Genomic DNA, 16158 nt, shown 5'->3' with positions numbered 1-16158 from the left:
TGCGGTAGGCGCGGTCGGCGTCGTACTCCCCGGGGAGGTCTGCCGGTTCAGACCGGGGACGGCGGTGACTGTCGGTGGCGACCCCTACCGTTGAGACATGGATCGACGACTGCGTGTATGGCGCGAGCGAGTACGCGGAAAGCCGCGATGGTGGATCGCCGTCGTGGCCGTCCTTGTGGTGCTCGCGGGCGCCGGGACCTGGTCCGCCGCGGCATCCTCCGGCGCCGGTCCGGCCGTGCACCGGCAGGACCGGATGATGCCGATGGGCGGCGGGGTCCGGATCGACACCTCGTACTTCACGGCGGGGGACAGCGCGAAGCGGCGTCCCGCGGTGCTGCTCACGCACGGCTTCGGCGGCAGCAAGGCCGATGTGCGGAGCGAGGCCGAGAAGCTGGCCCGGCACGGGTACGCGGTGCTCACGTGGTCCGCGCGCGGCTTCGGGAAGTCCACGGGGAAGATCGGTCTCAACGACCCCAAGGGCGAGGTCGCCGATGTGTCGCGACTGATCGACTGGCTGGCGAAGCGCCCGGAGGTGCAGCTCGACCGGGCGGGTGACCCGCGCGTGGGCATGACCGGCGCCTCGTACGGCGGCGCGGTCTCGCTGCTCGCCGCCGGTCACGACAAGCGGATCGACGCCATCGCGCCCCAGATCACGTACTGGAACCTCGCGGACGCCCTGTTCCCGGACGGGGTGTTCAAGAAGCTGTGGGCCGGGATCTTCTTCACCTCGGGCTCCGCCGACATCGGCTCGCGCACGAGCGAGGCGGGCCTGGAGTGCGGCCGGTTCCAGAAGCAGTTGTGCGACATGTACCAGCGGGTGGCCGTCGCCGGTGAGCCGGACGCGGCGGCGCGGAAGCTGCTGGAGGAGCGCAGCCCGTCGGCCGTCGGCGACCGCATCAAGGTGCCGACGCTGATCGCGCAGGGCCAGACCGACTCGCTGTTCCCGCTCGGGCAGGCCGACGCCATGGCCCGCCGGATCACGGCGAACCACGCGCCCGTCGACGTCGACTGGATCAACGGCGGGCACGACGGCGGCGACATGGAGACCGACCGGCTCAGCGGCCGGGTGACCTCCTGGTTCGACCGCTACCTGAAGGACGAGAAGGGCGTCGACACCGGCCCCGCGTTCCGCGTCACCCGCACCGGCGGCGTCGACTCCACGGACGGCGCGGCCACCCTGCGCGGCGCGAGCGGCGACCGGTATCCGGGGCTGCGCGGCGAGAAGCAGGTCGCGGTGCCGCTGAAGTCCGGCACGGAGACGTTCCAGAACCCGCCGGGCGGCGGCCCGCCGTCGATCTCGTCGGTGCCGGGCCTCGGCTCGCTGTCCTCCCTGTCGTCCCTCGGCGTCAGCGCCTCCCTGGACTTTCCGGGCCAGTTCGCGCGCTTCGACTCGGCGCCGCTGAAGAAGTCGGTGCGCATCACCGGGTCGCCGACGGCCACGGTCCACGTGCAGTCGTCCACCGGCACGGCCGTCCTGTTCGCGAAGGTCTACGACAGCGGGCCCGGCGGCAGCAACCGCCAGGTGCTCCCCTCCCAACTGGTCACGCCGGTAAGGGTGACGGGCGCGGGCGGCGCCGGCAAGGACGTCACCCTCACGCTCCCCGCCGTCGACCACCAGGTGCAGAAGGGGCACACGCTGCGCCTCGTCCTGTCGGCGACCGACCTCGGGTACGCGTCGCCGGACCGGCCCGCCACGTACCGGGTGAGCCTCAAGGACAGCGGCCTGAGCCTGCCCGTCGCCCCCGACGTGGAGACCGCGGCCGCGCCGCTGCCCGCCTGGGTGTGGTGGCTGCCGCTGGCGGCGGTCGCCGTCGCGGCGGGCCTGCTGCTGACCGCGCGCCGGCGCACGACGGCGCCCGCGCCCGATCCGGCGCTCGCCGACGTCCCGTTGCAGATCACCGATCTGAGCAAGCGGTACGCGAAGTCGACGGACCGGTACGCCGTCCGTGACCTCTCCTTCCGGGTCGAGAAGGGCCAGGTCCTCGGCCTGCTCGGGCCGAACGGGGCGGGCAAGACGACGACCCTGCGCATGCTCATGGGGCTCATCGCGCCCGACGCGGGGGAGATCCGCGTCTTCGGGCACGCGATCCGGCCGGGGGCGCCGGTGCTCTCCCGCGTGGGCGCGTTCGTCGAGGGCGCGGGGTTCCTGCCGCATCTGTCGGGGCGGGAGAACCTGGAGCTGTACTGGCGGGCCACGGGGCGGCCGTCCGAGGACGCGCACATGGAGGAGGCCCTGGAGATCGCGGGTCTCGGGGACGCGCTGGCCCGCGCGGTGCGCACTTACTCGCAGGGCATGCGGCAGCGGCTCGCCATCGCCCAGGCCATGCTCGGCCTGCCGGACCTGCTGATCCTCGACGAGCCGACGAACGGGCTGGATCCGCCGCAGATCCGTGAGATGCGCGAGGTGATGATCCGGTACGCGCGCGGTGGCCGCACCGTCATCGTCTCCAGCCATCTCCTCGCCGAGGTCGAGCAGTCCTGTACGCATCTGGTCGTCATGGACCGGGGGCGGCTCGTGCAGGCGGGGCCGGTCGAGCAGATCGTCGGTTCCGGGGACACGTTGCTGGTCGGGGTCGCCGGGGAGGTCTCCGAGCCGGTCGTGGAGAAGGTCTCGGCGCTGGCCGGGGTGGAGTCCGCGGTACGGGTCGAGGACGGGTTGCTGGTTCGGCTGACTCCGGGGTCGGGTACGGCTGCGGCCGGGGCCGGGGCCGGGGCCGGTGGGGATGCCGCCGCGCGGTTGCTGGTGGAGTTGGTGCGGCTCGATGTGCCGGTGAAGTCTCTTGGGCCGCACCGGCGGTTGGAGGACGCGTTCCTCACGTTGATCGGGGGTGCGCCGTGATGAGCGTGACCGAGGTGTGCCTGCCGCTCGGGGCCGTGGGCGGGGACCGGGCCGTGGGCGGGGGCCTGCTGGGGCGCCTGCCCGGCGCCGGGGTGCCGCCTTGCCCACCCTGCCGCCCTTGGCGGCAGATTGCCCAAGGCGGCGGGGGCGGGCGGCGGACCAACCGTGGCGGCCGTGCTGGGCGGCAGATTGCCCAAGGCGGCTGTGGCTCGCGGCAGATTGCCCAAGGCGGCTGTGCTGGGCGGCAGATTGCCCAAGGCGGCTGTGGCTCGCGGCAGATTGCCCAAGGCGGCCGTGCTGGGCGCCAGATTGCCCGAGGCGGCCGTGGTGGGCGGCAGATTGCCCGAGGCGGCCATGGTGGGCGCCAGATTGCCCGAGGTGGCCATGGTGGGTGGCAGATTGCCCGAGGTGGCCGTGGTGGGTGGCAGATTGCCCGAGGCAGCGGGGGCGGGCAGCCGTACTCGTTCGTGAGCGGAGGACACGTATGACCGTCACCGGAACCGGAACAAGTCCCGGGCCGGAGGCCGCTGCTGTGGAGCGGGCCGTCGGGTACCGGCCCGGTCGTACGCTGCCCCTGCGGGTCGAGCTGGCCCGGCAGGTGAAGCGGCGGCGGACCCTGGTCATGGGGGCCGTGCTCGCGCTGCTGCCGTTCGTGCTCGTCATCGCCTTCGCCATCGGCGGGGACCCGGGCGGCAGGAACGGCCGGGTGACGCTGATGGACACGGCCACCGCGTCGGGCGCGAACTTCGCGGCGACGTGCCTGTTCGTCTCCGCCGGGTTCCTGCTCGTCATCCCGGTCGCCCTGTTCTGCGGGGACACCGTCGCCTCCGAGGCGAGCTGGTCCAGCCTGCGCTATCTGCTGGCGGCGCCCGTGCCCCGGGCCCGGCTGCTGTGGTCCAAGCTGACCGTCGCGCTCGGCCTGAGCCTCGCCGCGATCGTGCTGCTCCCGGTCGTCGCGCTCGCCGTCGGCACGGTGGCCTACGGCTGGGGGCCGCTGGAGATCCCGACCGGCGGCGCGCTGGCGGCCGGGACGGCGGCGCAGCGGCTGCTCGTCGTCATCGCGTACATCTTCCTGTCCCAACTGGTCACGGCCGGGCTCGCGTTCTGGCTGTCGACGAAGACGGACAACCCGCTGGGCGCGGTCGGCGGGGCGGTCTTCCTGACCATCGTCGGCAATGTCCTCGACGCGGTGACCGCGCTCGGCCACTGGCGCGACTTCCTGCCCGCGCACTGGCAGTTCGCATGGGCGGACGTGATCCAGCCGCAGCCCGAGTGGAGCGGCATGATCCAGGGCGCGTCGGTGTCGGTGGCGTACGCGGTGGTGCTGTTCGCGCTGGCGTTCCGCGGGTTCGCACGGAAGGACGTGGTGTCGTAGGGCCGCTGTGACCGGCAGGTCTCTGGAAGATCACCCACCGGTCACAACTGCCGCTCCCTGTGACCGGTTTGAGGCCAAGGCGCAATCGCGCGGGTCGAACACCGCGGGCGTCCCGCGCGTCACAGTCACAAGGCGCCGGTACACCACCGGTGCGGGGCAGAGCGGGAGGGCCGGCATGGGGAGCGGACAACAGGGCGGCGGGCACCGGATGCGCCTCGGGCGCCGCGGCGGGGGACTGCTCGCCGCGGTGCTCACCGGCGGGCTGCTGCTGACGGGGTGCGCGGGGACGGACTCGGCGGGCGGCATGTCGGCGGACAAGGCGCGGGGGGTGAACGGGCCGGCGGCCTCCGTCGCGCCGGACGGCGGCAAGGGCGGGCCGACCGACTACCGGTCCACGTTCGCCCTCGACGTCGACACCGCCTCCTACAACTACGCGCGCCGCTCCCTCTCCGAAGGGCGGCTGCCCGATCCGGGCACGGTGCGGCCCGAGGAGTTCGTCAACAGCTTCCGGCAGGACTACGAGCGCCCGTCGGGCAACGGCTTCTCGGTCACGGTCGACGGCGCCCGCGCCGACGGCGACGCCTGGCGCCTGATGCGGGTGGGACTGGCGACCGCACAGGCCCCGGCGGACGGTGAACGCCCGCCCGCGGCGCTGACGTTCGTCGTCGACATCTCCGGTTCGATGGGCGAGCCCGGCCGCCTCGACCTGGTCAGGAAGTCCCTGTCGACGCTCACCGGGCAGTTGCGCGCCGACGACTCGATCGCCCTGGTGACCTTCAGCGCCGAGGCGCGGACGGTGCTCCCGATGACCCGCCTCGGCAGCAAGGGCGGCGAGGTCCGCGGCCGGGTCCAGGACGCCATCGACACCCTGGAGCCCACCGACTCCACCAACCTGGAGGCGGGCATCACCACCGGGTACGCCACCGCGGTGAAGGGCGCCAGGTCCGGCGCGACGAACCGTGTCGTGCTGCTCTCCGACGCCCTCGCCAACACCGGGGACACCGACGCCGACGCGATCCTCAAGCACATCTCCGACGGGCGGCGCGAGCACGGCATCACCCTCTTCGGGGTGGGCGTCGGCAGCGACTACGGCGACGCGCTCATGGAACGCCTCGCCGACAAGGGCGACGGCCACACCACCTACGTCTCCTCCGAGGCGGAGGCCCGCAAGGTGTTCGTCCAACAGCTGCCCGAGAACGTCGAGTTGAGGGCGCGCGACGCCAAGGCGCAGGTCGTCTTCGACGAGGACACCGTCGCCGACTTCAAGCTCCTCGGCTACGAGGACAGGCGCGTCGCGAACGACGACTTCCGGGACGACAGCGTCGACGGCGGCGAGGTCGGGCCCGGACACACGGTGACGGCGCTGTACGCGGTCAAGCTCCGTGAGGGTGCGCAGGGGCACGTGGCGAAGGCGACGGTCCGCTGGCTCGACCCGGAGAGCCGGGCGCCCCGCGAGGCCTCCGGCGACGTGGCGGTCTCCGCGCTGGGCCGCGACCTGTGGTCCGACGACACGGCGCCCCGGCTGCGGGTGGACGCCGTCGCCGCCTACTTCGCGCACCGGCTGGAGGCCGGCGCCGAGGTGCCGTACCCGGGAGAGCCGGACCTGAACGCACTGACCCGCCACGCCCGGAAGGCGGCGGACTCCAGTGAGGACTCCGACGTCACCGCGCTGGCCGACGCGGTGCGCGAGGCGGCGAAGCTGAACGACGCCCGCTGAGCCCGGGCGGCGCGAAGGCATGCCGGTTTGCTCAGTCCACCGTGGCCTGGACGAGCACGGTGAAGCGGACGCCGTCCGTGCCCGCGACGACGCCGTCGAAGGTGCAGCCGGTCAGGCCGTTCCAGCCGTGCTCCTCGTGGTTGGTCCACCAGCGGGCCCGCGGCCCGAGGAGGCCGGCCACGCGCGAGGCGTGCTCCCCGGCGGCCTGCCGGTCCATCAGGGGGACCCGCCAGCAGAGGCACTCGGCGGCGAACCGGGTCAGGTGGGCGACGGCCTCGTCCGGGCCGATCCCGCGCATGTGCGGCGCGACCTCGGCGAGCGTGGCCGGCGCCTCCACGTACGAGTCCTGCGGCGCCCACTCCTCGTTCGCCCGCCGTACGACGGTGTGGATCTCCGGCGCGATCCGGTCGAGCCAGGTGTCCGGACCGGCCGGTGCGTCGAGCCGTCCGCAGCGCGTCCAGGCGCCGCCCCGCTCCAACTGGCGCATTGTGGCGCGGAGTTCGGTCAGGGCGGGGTCGCTCTCCCGCTCCTTCACCGGGCCCCGCTCCCCTGCGCGCGCGGCGTCACCTCGGGCAGCGGATCCGCGCGCCGCCCCACGTCGAGGAGCGCACGGACCGCCTCCTCGGCCGGCCCGAGCCGCTCGCGCCACCGCGCGACGATGCTGACGGGGCGCAGCGGCTCGGTGAGCGGGAGCCGGACCAGCTCGCCCGCGTCCAGCTCGTGGGCGACCGCCAGGTGGGGCAGCAGGGAGACGCCCTGGCCGTGCCCGGTCAGCCGGATGAGCGCCGACAGCGACCCCGTCACCATGGAGAGCTGCGCCCCGGACAGCAGATCGCGGCCGATCCGGTCCACGAGCATCTGCGAGGTGCAGTCGGGCTCCGCCACCAGGAAGTCGTACGCGAGCAGGGCCTCGGGGGCGACCGGCGCGCCCGTGGCCAGGGGGTGTCCCGGGCCCGCCACCAGGACCGTGCGGTCATGGCCGATCACCGCGTGCGGACCGGCGGGCCCCGACCCGTTGTCGTACTGCAGCGTCAGGTCCAACTCGCCCGCCGCATAGGCCCGTTCGAGGATGCTGCGCGCGGCCACTGTCAGCTCGACGTCGATGCCGGGCGCCGCGTCCGCGTACTCCACCGCGGCGAGCACCTCCGGCAGCCAGGCGTGCGCCAGGGACTCCTGGGCCCCGACCCGCAGCCGCGGCCGCCCGCCCAGGGCCGCCCGGCGCATCCGGTCCTCCGCCTCCAGGGCCTCCCGCGCATGCGGCAGGACGCGGCGGCCCGCGTCCGTCAGGGTCGCGCCCGTCCCCGTACGCAGGAGCAGCGCGATGCCCAGGTCGGCTTCCAGGCGCTGCAGTTGGGCACTGACACTGGACTGGGCGTAGCCCAGCTCCTTCGCGGCGGCCGAGATGCCGCCCCGGTCGGCGACCGCGACCAGGGCGCGCAGATAGCGGGTGTCCATGCCGCCGACCCTAACCGGCCCCCATCGGACTCTCCGATGGGGGCATCGGATGTACGGCGTCGCGCGGCCCCGCCACTCGGGGCGATCTTGCCGTCATGACGACGACACCCCTGGCGCCCCCGCCGGGCACGGCCCGCCCGGCCCCGACCACCACCACGCGCCGCCTGGCCTTCCTCGGCCTCGCCGCCGGCAATCTCCTCGTCCTTCTGGACACCTCCGTCCTCAACGTCGCCCTCCCCGACGTCCGTGGCTCCCTGCACCCGTCGGCCGCCGCACTGCCCTGGACCGTCGACGCGTACACCGTCGTCTTCGCCGGGCTGCTGCTCGCCGGGGGCGTGTTCGCCGACCGGTGGGGTGCGCGGCGCCTGTACACGGCGGCCCTCGGCGCCTTCGGCGTGCTCTCCCTGCTGTGCGCCGCCGCGCCCGGCACCGGGGCGCTGATCGCGGGCCGGGCCCTGCTCGGCGCGGCGGGCGCGGGGCTCGTGCCCGCCTCCCTCGCCCTGCTCATCCAGCTCAACCCGGACCCCGCGCGCCGCACTCGTGCCATCGGCGCCTGGACCGCGGTCAGCGGACTCGGCGCCGCGGCCGGCCCCGTGCTCGGCGGCGGGCTCGTCGAACTCGGCGGCTGGCGGCTCGTGTTCCTGGTCAACCCGCCGATCGCCCTCGCCGCGCTGCTGCTGGCCAGGAGGACCCCGGCGCCGCCCAGGGCCCGTCTTCAATCTCCCTCCGTCAGCCCGGAGGGCGGGCCGCGCGGCGTCCGGTACGTGCGCTCAGGAAGTCTCCCCGGCCGAAGGCCGGCGGAGCGTGCCAGGCGTCGCGGGGCAGGAGGGAGATGGAAGACAGGAGGGAGATGGAAGACAGGCGCCAGCGGTCCCGCCGCCACGGGCCGTCTCGACCGCACCGGTCTGCTGCTCTCCACCTGCGGTCTCGGCGCCCTCACGTTCGGCCTGGTCGAGGCGGGGACGCAGGGCTGGGGCTCGGCGTACGCGCTCGTCCCGCTCGGCGTCGCCTGCGCCGCGTTCCTCGCCCTCGCCCTGGCCGAACGCCGCGTCCCCGCCCCGGTCCTGCCGCCCACGCTGCTCGCCCTGCCGCGCGTGCGGGCCGCGATGGTCGCCGCCGCGGCCTCGTGCTTCGCGTTCTTCGGTGCGCTGTACGTCCTGGGCAGCTGGTTCCAACGCGCCTACGACCTCTCGCCGTTGGCGGCCGGGCTCGCCTCGCTGCCCCTGACGTTCCCGGTGTGCGTGATGCCGTTCTTCACGGGCCGCCTGGTCGCCCGGCGGGGCGCGCGCCCGGTGCTGCTCGCGGGGATGGCGGCCTCGGTCCTGGCCGGGGCGCTGCTGCTGTGCGCGGGTGGCGACCGCCCGCCGCTGCCCCTGCTGCTTTTCGCCGAACTGGCGCTCGCCGCCACCGGCACCCTCTCCGTCCCCGGCGCCGCCGCCGAGATGGCCGTCGCGGCCCCGCCCGCTCACGCCGCCACGGCCCAGGGCGCCCTCAACGGCGTACGCCAGGCGGGCTCGGCCCTCGGCGTGGCGGTCCTCGGCACCCTCGCCTCCTTGCCGGCGGCGGGCGCGGTGCTCATCGCGGTCGGCGCGGCAGCGGTACTGGCGATAGCGACCGCACGGCCGGACGGGCGGGGGTGAGGGCGGGTCGGGGCCGGTTGTCAGTGGGGGGCGTTACGGTCGTGCGGGCGAAGGGAGTGACCGACATGACCGGCACCATCGGGACGACAGCCGTACGCACCTGGACCGTGACCGCCGGCTCCGGGTGCGAGACCGCCTGGGTGGAGTGGGGTGACGGGGCGCTGCGGGCTCACGGGCGGGCCTTCGGGGTCGGGCCCGGGCCGTACTGGGTCACGTACGAACTGGAGACCGGTGAGCAGTACGTGACCCGGCGGCTGCGCGTGTGTGTCGAAGACGCGGACGGGGTGCGGGAGTTGGAGCTGCTGCGCGACGCCGACAGCGGTCAGTGGTCCGGGAACGGGCGGGTGCTGGCCGGTCTCGACGGCGCGCTCGACTGCGATCTGGGGCTGTGCCCGCTGACCAACACGATGCCGGTGCGCCGGCACGCACTGCACCGGGCCCCGGGCGAGCGGACGTTCCTGATGGCCTGGGTCGCCGTGCCGGAGCTCACCGTCACCCCGTCACGGCAGACCTATACGCACCTGGGCCCGACCGAGAACGGCGGCGCCCGGGTGCGCTATGCGTCCGGGACCTTCCGCGCCGACGTGGAGTTCGACGCGGAGGGCCTGGTCGTCGACTATCCGCGGCTCGCCCACCGCCACCCGGCGTCCGGGGTCAGCGGATCTGCCGGCCCGAGATCGCCCGGGCGATGACGAGCCGCTGGATCTCGCTGGTGCCCTCGAAGATGGTGTAGATCTTCGCGTCCCGGTACATCCGCTCCACCGGGTGCTCCCGGCTGTACCCGGCCCCGCCGAGCACCTGGATCGCCTTCTCGGTGGAGGCCACGGCCAGTTCACCGGCGCGCAGCTTCGACATGGAGCCCTGCCCCGCGTCGAAGACCTTGTCGTTGCGGGCCATCCAGGACGCCTGCCAGATGAGGAGACGGCACGCCTCGATCTCCGTGCGCAGATCGGCCAGGGCGAAGGCGATGGCCTGGTTCTCGATGATGGGGCGGCCGAACGCCTCCCGGTCGCCCGCGTACTCCAGGGCGTACTCGTACGCCGCCCGCGCGATGCCGAGCGCCTGCGCGCCGACCGTCGGACGGCTCACCTCGAAGGTGGACATGGCCGCCTGTCCCTTGGCACGGCCGCCCTCCCGGGCCCGCGCCAGGCGCCCTTCGAGCCGGTCGCGGCCGCCCAGCAGGCAGTGCCCTGGCACCCGTACGTCGTCGAGGAAGACGTCCGCCGTGTGCGAGGCGCGCAGCCCCAGCTTGCGTATCTTCTTGGCCCCTTCGAGGCCCCGCGTCCCCGGCGGCACGATGAACGCCGCCTGCCCGCGCGAGCCGAGGGCGGGGTCGACGGAGGCGACGACGACGTGCACGTTCGCGATGCCGCCGTTGGTGATCCACGCCTTCTGGCCGCTGAGCACCCACTCGTCCTTGGCCTCGTCGTAGCGGGCGCGCGTACGCATCGCCGCCACGTCCGAACCCGCCTGCGGCTCGGAGACGCAGAAGGCGGCCACCTTCGGGTCGTCCTCGTCGCCGAAGCACTGCGGCACCCACTCCGCCAACTGGTCGGGCGTACCGGACGAGAAGATCCCCGCGACCGCGAGCGACGTGCCGAACAGCGCCATGCCGATGCCCGCGTCGCCCCAGAACAGCTCCTCGTTGGCGATCTGCAGCGAGATCCCGCTCGGGTCGCCGAACAGCTCGGCGAGCGACTCGAACCCGTACAGGCCGATCTTCGCCGCCTCCTGGATCACCGGCCAGGGCGTCTGTTCGCGCTCGTCCCACTCGGCCGCGGCCGGACGGACGACGTCCGCCGCGAAGCCGTGCACCCAGTCGCGCAGTTCGCGCTGCTCCTCGTCCAGTTCGAGAGAGAAGGCCATGGCGTTACGCCTTGGGGATGTCGAAGTAGCGGGTCAGGCCCGCCGCGAGCGCGACGTCGCCCGCGATCTTCACCTTGCGCATCATGAACATCGTGACGGGCGAGGAGTTGCCCGAGACCAGCTTCAGGAAGTCGGCGTCGCCCATCATCAGCGTCACGCGCGGCTCCGCGTCCGAGCGGCCCTCGGTCACCGTGCACGTGGCGTTCGAGATCTTCGTCTCGTAGACCGCGTCGTCGACGCCGTCCTGTCCGGTCACCTTCCAGCGGATCAGTGCTTCGAGCGAGCCCGCGACATCCGGCTTGAACTGCCGCTCCATGCGCGCGAACACCTCTTTGAGGACCCGGGCGCGCAGCGCGCCGTCCTGCGCGATCTCGTTGATCTCCTTCGCGGACAGGCCCTTCACGATCCGGGCGAACTCCTCGGGCGTGACGCTCGCGAAGTCGAGGGCGGCGATGTCGTCGGCACCACTCATGGACCCAGCTCCTTACTGATCGGTAAGCTTACTAATTGGTAAGGTTACGGTGAGGTAGGTAGGCTGACAAGAGTGACGGGGACATCGGGAGCGGCTCAAGGGCGCACGGCAGCGCGCACGGCGGGACGGCGCAAGCGTGTGCCGCGCCAGGAGCGCGAGCAGCAGATCATCGACGTCGCGGTGGCCGTCTTCGCCAAGCGTGGCTACCACGCGGCGTCCGTCGACGAGATCGCCGAACTCGCCGGGATCTCCAAGCCGATGGTCTATCTCTACCTGGACTCCAAGGAGGGCCTCTTCCTCGCCTGTCTGCGGCGGGAGGCCGAGCGGCTCGTCGCCGCGTTCCAGGAGGCCGCGAGGGGCGCGGGCGCCGCGCCCGAACTGCGCCTGTACGCCGGGCTCTCGGCGTTCTTCGCCTTCGTCGCCGAGCACCGCGACAGCTGGGTCGTGCTGCACCGGCAGGCGTCCGAGCTGAGCGAGGCCATCGCCGCCGCCGTCGCCGAGGCCCGCCGCGCGGTCATGGCCGAGGTGGCCGGGCTGATCCAGGACGGGATCACCGAGAGCGGCCGCGGGGCCCGGCTCGGCGCCCAGGAGGCGGACTTCGTCGCGCACGCCCTGGTCGGCGCCGCCGACTCGCTCACCGACTGGACGGAGCACCACCCGGGCCAGTCCCCGGAAGCCGTCGCCCTGCGGCTGATGAACATGGTGTGGGTGGGGATGCGGGACGTCCTCGACGGCGAGGCGTGGCTGCCGGAGACGCCGTAGGAGCTGTCGCCCCTGCCTGGATCCGGCGCTTGTCGGGCCCCATTGCCGCCCGACCCATTGAATTTTGCTTACGCGTGAGTAAGTTGACTCTCCAGTAAGTACGAGCAAGCACCGGAGTACTGCAGCCGCGCGACCGGGAGCCGTCATGGGCGTACGCAAGGATCTGAAGCGGGCCAGGAAGCGCAGCGACCTGGCCGACCGTGTGCAGGTCGAACTCGTCAGGGACGAACGGGGCGTGGTGCGCGAGGCCCGCACCGCCCCGCTGGCCGCGCCGCCGGGCGACGGCGTCACCACACCGGCCGACATCCCCTTCGTGAACGCCGTCGAGGCACCGGACACCGTCGTCCTCAAGCGCAAGGAGGCGAGCGCCCCCGCGGGCTGGCGGCCGGTCACCGCGGCCGCCTTCGCCCGTGAAGTGACCGCCGCCGCCAAGGGGTTGATCGCGGCCGGCCTCGAACCGGGCGGCCGGGTCGCGCTCATGTCCCGTACCCGGTACGAGTGGGAGGTCCTCGACTTCGCGATCTGGGCGGCGGGCGGCCAGACCGTGCCGATCTACGCCACGTCGTCGCCCGGGCAGATCGAGTGGATCGTCCGTGACTCGGGCGCCCGGCTGCTGATCGTGGAAACACCGGAGAACCAGGCCGCCGCCGAGACCGCCTTCCCGGACCCGGACGACCGCCCCCGCATCTGGCAGCTCGACGAGGGCGCCGTCCCCGAACTCGCCGCCGCCGGACGGGAGATACCCGACGAGGAGGTGCACAAGCGGCGCGCCGCCCTCACCCCCGACACCATCGCCACCGTCTGCTACACCTCCGGCACCACCGGCCGGCCCAAGGGCTGCGTCCTCACCCACGGCAATCTGTACGCCGAGGCCGCCAACACCGTCGAGCTGCTGCACCCGATCTTCAAGGCCGTCACGGGGCAGGTCGCCTCGACGCTGCTCTTCCTGCCGCTCGCGCACATCCTGGGCCGCACCATCCAGGTGGCGTGCCTGCTGGCCCGGATCGAGCTCGGCCACTGCGCGAGCATCAAGCCCGACGAGCTGCGGCCCGAACTCCGTTCGTTCCGGCCGACGTTCGTGGTCGGCGTGCCCTATCTCTTCGAGAAGATCCACGACACCGGGCGGGCCACCGCGGAGAAGATCGGCCGCGGCGCCTCCTTCGACCGGGCCGACCGGATCGCCGTGCGGTTCGGCGAGCAGTACCTCGCCGGGTTCCTGGGGACGGGGGAGGGGCCGGGGCTCGGGCTGCGGCTCGCCGCGGGCCTGTACGACCTCCTCGTCTACCGCCGCGTCCGCAAGGAACTCGGCGGCCGGCTGCGCTACGCGATCAGCGGCGGCTCCCCGCTCGACCGCAACCTCAACCTGTTCTTCTACGCCGCCGGCATCGTCATCTACGAGGGCTACGGGCTCACCGAGACGACCGCCGCCGCCACCATCACCCCGCCGCTGCGGCCCCGCCCCGGCACCGTGGGCGCCCCCGTGCCCGGCACCGCCGTCCGGATCGCCGACGACGGGGAGGTGCTGATCAAGGGCGGCATCGTCTTCGGCGCGTACTGGAACAACGCGGACGCCACCGCCGAAGTCCTCGACGCGGACGGCTGGTTCGCGACCGGTGACCTCGGCGCGCTCGACGACGAGGGCCATCTGACCATCACCGGACGGAAGAAGGACATCCTCGTCACGAGCGGCGGCAAGAACGTCTCCCCGGCCGTCCTGGAGGACCGGCTGCGCAGCCGCTCGCCCGTCGGCCAGTGCCTCGTCGTCGGGGACAACCGCTCCTACATCGCCGCCGTCATCACCCTGGAACCCGAATCCGTCGCCCACTGGCTGAACGTGCGCAAGATGCCCGCCGACACCCCGATGAGCGAGGTGATCCGCGACCCGCGCATCGTCGCCGACGTCCAGAAGGCCGTCGACTACGCCAACGAGGCCGTCTCGCGCGCCGAGTCCATCCGCAGATTCACCCTGGTCGAGGGCGAGTTCACGGAGGACAACGGACTCCTCACGCCGTCCCTGAAGATCAAGCGGCAGGCGGTCACGGCGGCGTACGCGCGGGAGATCGAGGAGCTGTACGGCGCCTGAGACCGCCGGCGGGGACCGTGGCGGCGTCGACTTCGACGTCATCGCCGCCGGCCCCGGATCCGGAGCCGGCGGCTCCGTCGCCGCCCTGCGCTTCTGCGAGCCGCCGCCACCGCCCGCACTTCCCTCCTCAGTCCCGATGGGGGCCGGGTGTCACTGCTTGTTGAACTTGGCGGCGGACCAGAAGTAGCCGAGGACCGCGAGGCCGACGCACCAGCCGAGGGCGAGCCAGCCGTTGTGGCCGATCCCGGTGCCGAGGAGGAGTCCGCGGAGGGTCTCGATGGCGGGGGTGAAGGGCTGGTACTCGGCGATGGGCTGGAACCAGCCGGGCATCGAGTGCAGCGGTACGAAGGCGCTGGAGATCAGCGGCAGGAAGATCAGCGGCATCGCGTTGTTGCTCGCCGCCTCGGCGTTCGGGCTGACCAGGCCCATGCCCACCGCGATCCAGGTGAGGGAGAGCGAGAAGAGGACCAGCAGCCCGAAGGCGGCGAGCCACTCCAGGGCGGTGGCGTCGGTGGACCGGAAGCCGAGGGCGACGCCGACCGCGCCGACGAGGACCACACTGGCCACGGACTGGATGACGCTGCCGATCACATGCCCGACCAGGATCGAGCCGCGATGGATGGCCATGGTGCGGAACCGGGCGATGATGCCCTCGCTCATGTCCATGGCGACCGAGACGGCGGTGCCGATGGTGGTGGAGCCGACGGTCATCAGCATGATGCCGGGGAGCAGATAGGCGAGATAGGCGTCGCGGCCCGCGCCGCCGCTCATCGTGTCGCCGAAGACGTAGACGAAGAGCAGCAGCAGCATCACCGGGGTGAGCAGCAGGTTCAGGGTGAGCGACGGGTAGCGGCGGGCGTGCAGCAGGTTGCGGCGCAGCATCGTCGACGAGTCGCGGACGGCGAGGGTCAGGGTGCTCATCGGACGGTCTCCTTGGTCTTGTCGTCGGTGCCGCCGGTGAGGGCGAAGAACACGTCGTCCAGGTCCGGGGTGTGCACGGTCAGTTCGTCGGCCTCGATGCCGACCGAGTCCAGCCAGTCGAGGACGGACCGCAGTTCGCGCTGGCTGCCGTCGCTGGGGATCTGGAGGGTGAGGGCGTCGTCGTCGCGGGTGGCCACCTGGAGTGCGGAGACGGCGGCCCGATAGGCGTCGGGGTCGGTGAAGCGGAGGCGGATGTGTCCGCCGGGGACGATCCGCTTGAGTTCGTCGGCGGTGCCCTCGGCGGCGATCTTCCCGTCGTGCAGCACGGCGATGCGGTCGGCGAGTTGGTCGGCTTCTTCGAGGTACTGGGTGGTGAGCAGGACGGTGACGCCGTCGCGGACCAGCTCGCGGATGATGCCCCACATGGTGTGCCGGGAGCGTGGGTCGAGTCCGGTGGTCGGTTCGTCGAGGAAGATGATCCGTGGGCTGCCGACGAGGGTCATGGCGATGTCGAGGCGTCGTTTCATGCCGCCGGAGTAGGTGGAGGCGGGCTTCTTGGCGGCCTCGGTGAGGTCGAAGCGCTCCAGGAGTTCGGCGGCGACCCGGCGCCCCTCCGCCTTCGGCAGGTGGTGCAGGTCGGCCATGAGGAGCATGTTCTCCTCGCCGGTGATCAGCCCGTCCACGGCGGAGAACTGACCGGTCACGCCGATCGCGGCGCGCACCTTCTGCGCGTCGACGGCGAGATCGTGACCGGCGACCTGGATCTGTCCGGCGTCGGCGGAGATGAGCGTGGACAGGATCTGCACGGTGGTGGTCTTGCCGGCGCCGTTCGGACCGAGCAGCGCGAAGATCGAGCCGGCCGGGATGTACAGGTCGATGCCGTCGAGGACGACCTTGTCGCCGTAGGACTTGCGCAGACCCGAGGCGGAGACGGCGGCGGGCGGCGCGCCACCGTCGCCCTTCTTGGACGTGGACATGACAGAGGAAGGCATGGAGCTCTCCGATCGGAGGCTGAAGGGGACGGGAAG

Annotated in this window: 13 protein-coding genes; 7 read left to right on the top strand and 6 right to left on the bottom strand. The window is 72.8% G+C overall.

Annotated features, from left to right (window positions below; all coding sequences use genetic code 11):
- The first annotated feature begins 97 nt into the window (after positions 1 to 97).
- The 3 genes from J3486_RS23100 to J3486_RS23090 all read left to right on the top strand — a co-directional run bounded on the left by J3486_RS23100 (position 98) and on the right by J3486_RS23090 (position 5931).
- The gene (locus J3486_RS23100) at positions 98 to 2839 is read left to right on the top strand and encodes an alpha/beta fold hydrolase (RefSeq protein ID WP_207823242.1); all 2742 of its coding nucleotides are present in this window, start codon (positions 98 to 100) and stop codon (positions 2837 to 2839) included.
- Between the two features lie 484 nt (positions 2840 to 3323).
- Positions 3324 to 4214, top strand: coding sequence for an ABC transporter permease (locus J3486_RS23095; RefSeq protein WP_207823240.1), 891 nt, complete (start codon positions 3324 to 3326; stop codon positions 4212 to 4214).
- Between the two features lie 175 nt (positions 4215 to 4389).
- Complete coding sequence (locus J3486_RS23090) at positions 4390 to 5931, top strand: von Willebrand factor type A domain-containing protein (RefSeq protein ID WP_229378436.1); 1542 nt, start codon at positions 4390 to 4392, stop codon at positions 5929 to 5931.
- A 31-nt stretch (positions 5932 to 5962) separates the two neighbouring features.
- Here the strand turns inward: J3486_RS23090 and J3486_RS23085 are convergent, their stop codons facing one another.
- Together J3486_RS23085 and J3486_RS23080 are read right to left on the bottom strand one after the other, a co-directional pair.
- On the bottom strand, positions 5963 to 6466 hold the full coding sequence (locus tag J3486_RS23085; protein WP_207823238.1) for a hypothetical protein: 504 nt from the start codon (positions 6464 to 6466) through the stop codon (positions 5963 to 5965).
- Positions 6463 to 7386: a LysR family transcriptional regulator gene (locus J3486_RS23080; protein WP_207823236.1), complete on the bottom strand. Its 924-nt coding sequence runs from the start codon at positions 7384 to 7386 to the stop codon at positions 6463 to 6465. Before J3486_RS23080 ends, J3486_RS23085 begins: the two co-directional genes overlap by 4 nt.
- A 95-nt stretch (positions 7387 to 7481) precedes the next feature.
- On the opposite strand from J3486_RS23080, the gene J3486_RS23075 reads away from it, so the two are divergent.
- Entirely contained in the window at positions 7482 to 9026 is a 1545-nt protein-coding gene (locus J3486_RS23075) for an MFS transporter (RefSeq protein WP_207823233.1), read from the top strand.
- Between the two features lie 65 nt (positions 9027 to 9091).
- On the top strand, positions 9092 to 9718 hold the full coding sequence (locus J3486_RS23070; RefSeq protein WP_207823231.1) for a putative glycolipid-binding domain-containing protein: 627 nt from the start codon (positions 9092 to 9094) through the stop codon (positions 9716 to 9718).
- Here the strand turns inward: J3486_RS23070 and J3486_RS23065 are convergent.
- On the bottom strand, positions 9681 to 10892 hold the full coding sequence (locus J3486_RS23065) for an acyl-CoA dehydrogenase family protein (RefSeq protein WP_207823229.1): 1212 nt from the start codon (positions 10890 to 10892) through the stop codon (positions 9681 to 9683). The genes J3486_RS23070 and J3486_RS23065 overlap by 38 nt on opposite strands.
- Before the next feature lie 4 nt (positions 10893 to 10896).
- A complete protein-coding gene (locus tag J3486_RS23060; protein WP_207823227.1) occupies positions 10897 to 11364 on the bottom strand; it encodes an SCP2 sterol-binding domain-containing protein in 468 nt (155 codons plus the stop codon).
- A 138-nt stretch (positions 11365 to 11502) separates the two neighbouring features.
- Between J3486_RS23060 and J3486_RS23055 the strand changes: the two genes are divergently transcribed.
- Together J3486_RS23055 and J3486_RS23050 are read left to right on the top strand one after the other, a co-directional pair.
- Positions 11503 to 12126, top strand: coding sequence for a TetR/AcrR family transcriptional regulator (locus tag J3486_RS23055; protein ID WP_207823564.1), 624 nt, complete (start codon positions 11503 to 11505; stop codon positions 12124 to 12126).
- A 145-nt stretch (positions 12127 to 12271) separates the two neighbouring features.
- Positions 12272 to 14209: a long-chain fatty acid--CoA ligase gene (locus J3486_RS23050; RefSeq protein ID WP_207823225.1), complete on the top strand. Its 1938-nt coding sequence runs from the start codon at positions 12272 to 12274 to the stop codon at positions 14207 to 14209.
- Positions 14210 to 14359: 150 nt separating this feature from the next.
- Here the strand turns inward: J3486_RS23050 and J3486_RS23045 are convergent, their stop codons facing one another.
- Positions 14360 to 15130: an ABC transporter permease gene (locus tag J3486_RS23045; protein ID WP_207823223.1), complete on the bottom strand. Its 771-nt coding sequence runs from the start codon at positions 15128 to 15130 to the stop codon at positions 14360 to 14362.
- On the bottom strand, positions 15127 to 16107 hold the full coding sequence (locus J3486_RS23040; protein ID WP_207823562.1) for an ATP-binding cassette domain-containing protein: 981 nt from the start codon (positions 16105 to 16107) through the stop codon (positions 15127 to 15129). Before J3486_RS23040 ends, J3486_RS23045 begins: the two co-directional genes overlap by 4 nt.
- Between the last annotated feature and the right edge of the window lie 51 nt (positions 16108 to 16158).

The organism is Streptomyces sp. VRA16 Mangrove soil, assembly GCF_017377775.1.
Lineage (GTDB): Bacteria > Actinomycetota > Actinomycetes > Streptomycetales > Streptomycetaceae > Streptomyces.
The sequence above is the reverse complement of the archived record's forward strand: the minus strand, read 5'-3'. Positions and strand labels throughout refer to the sequence as shown.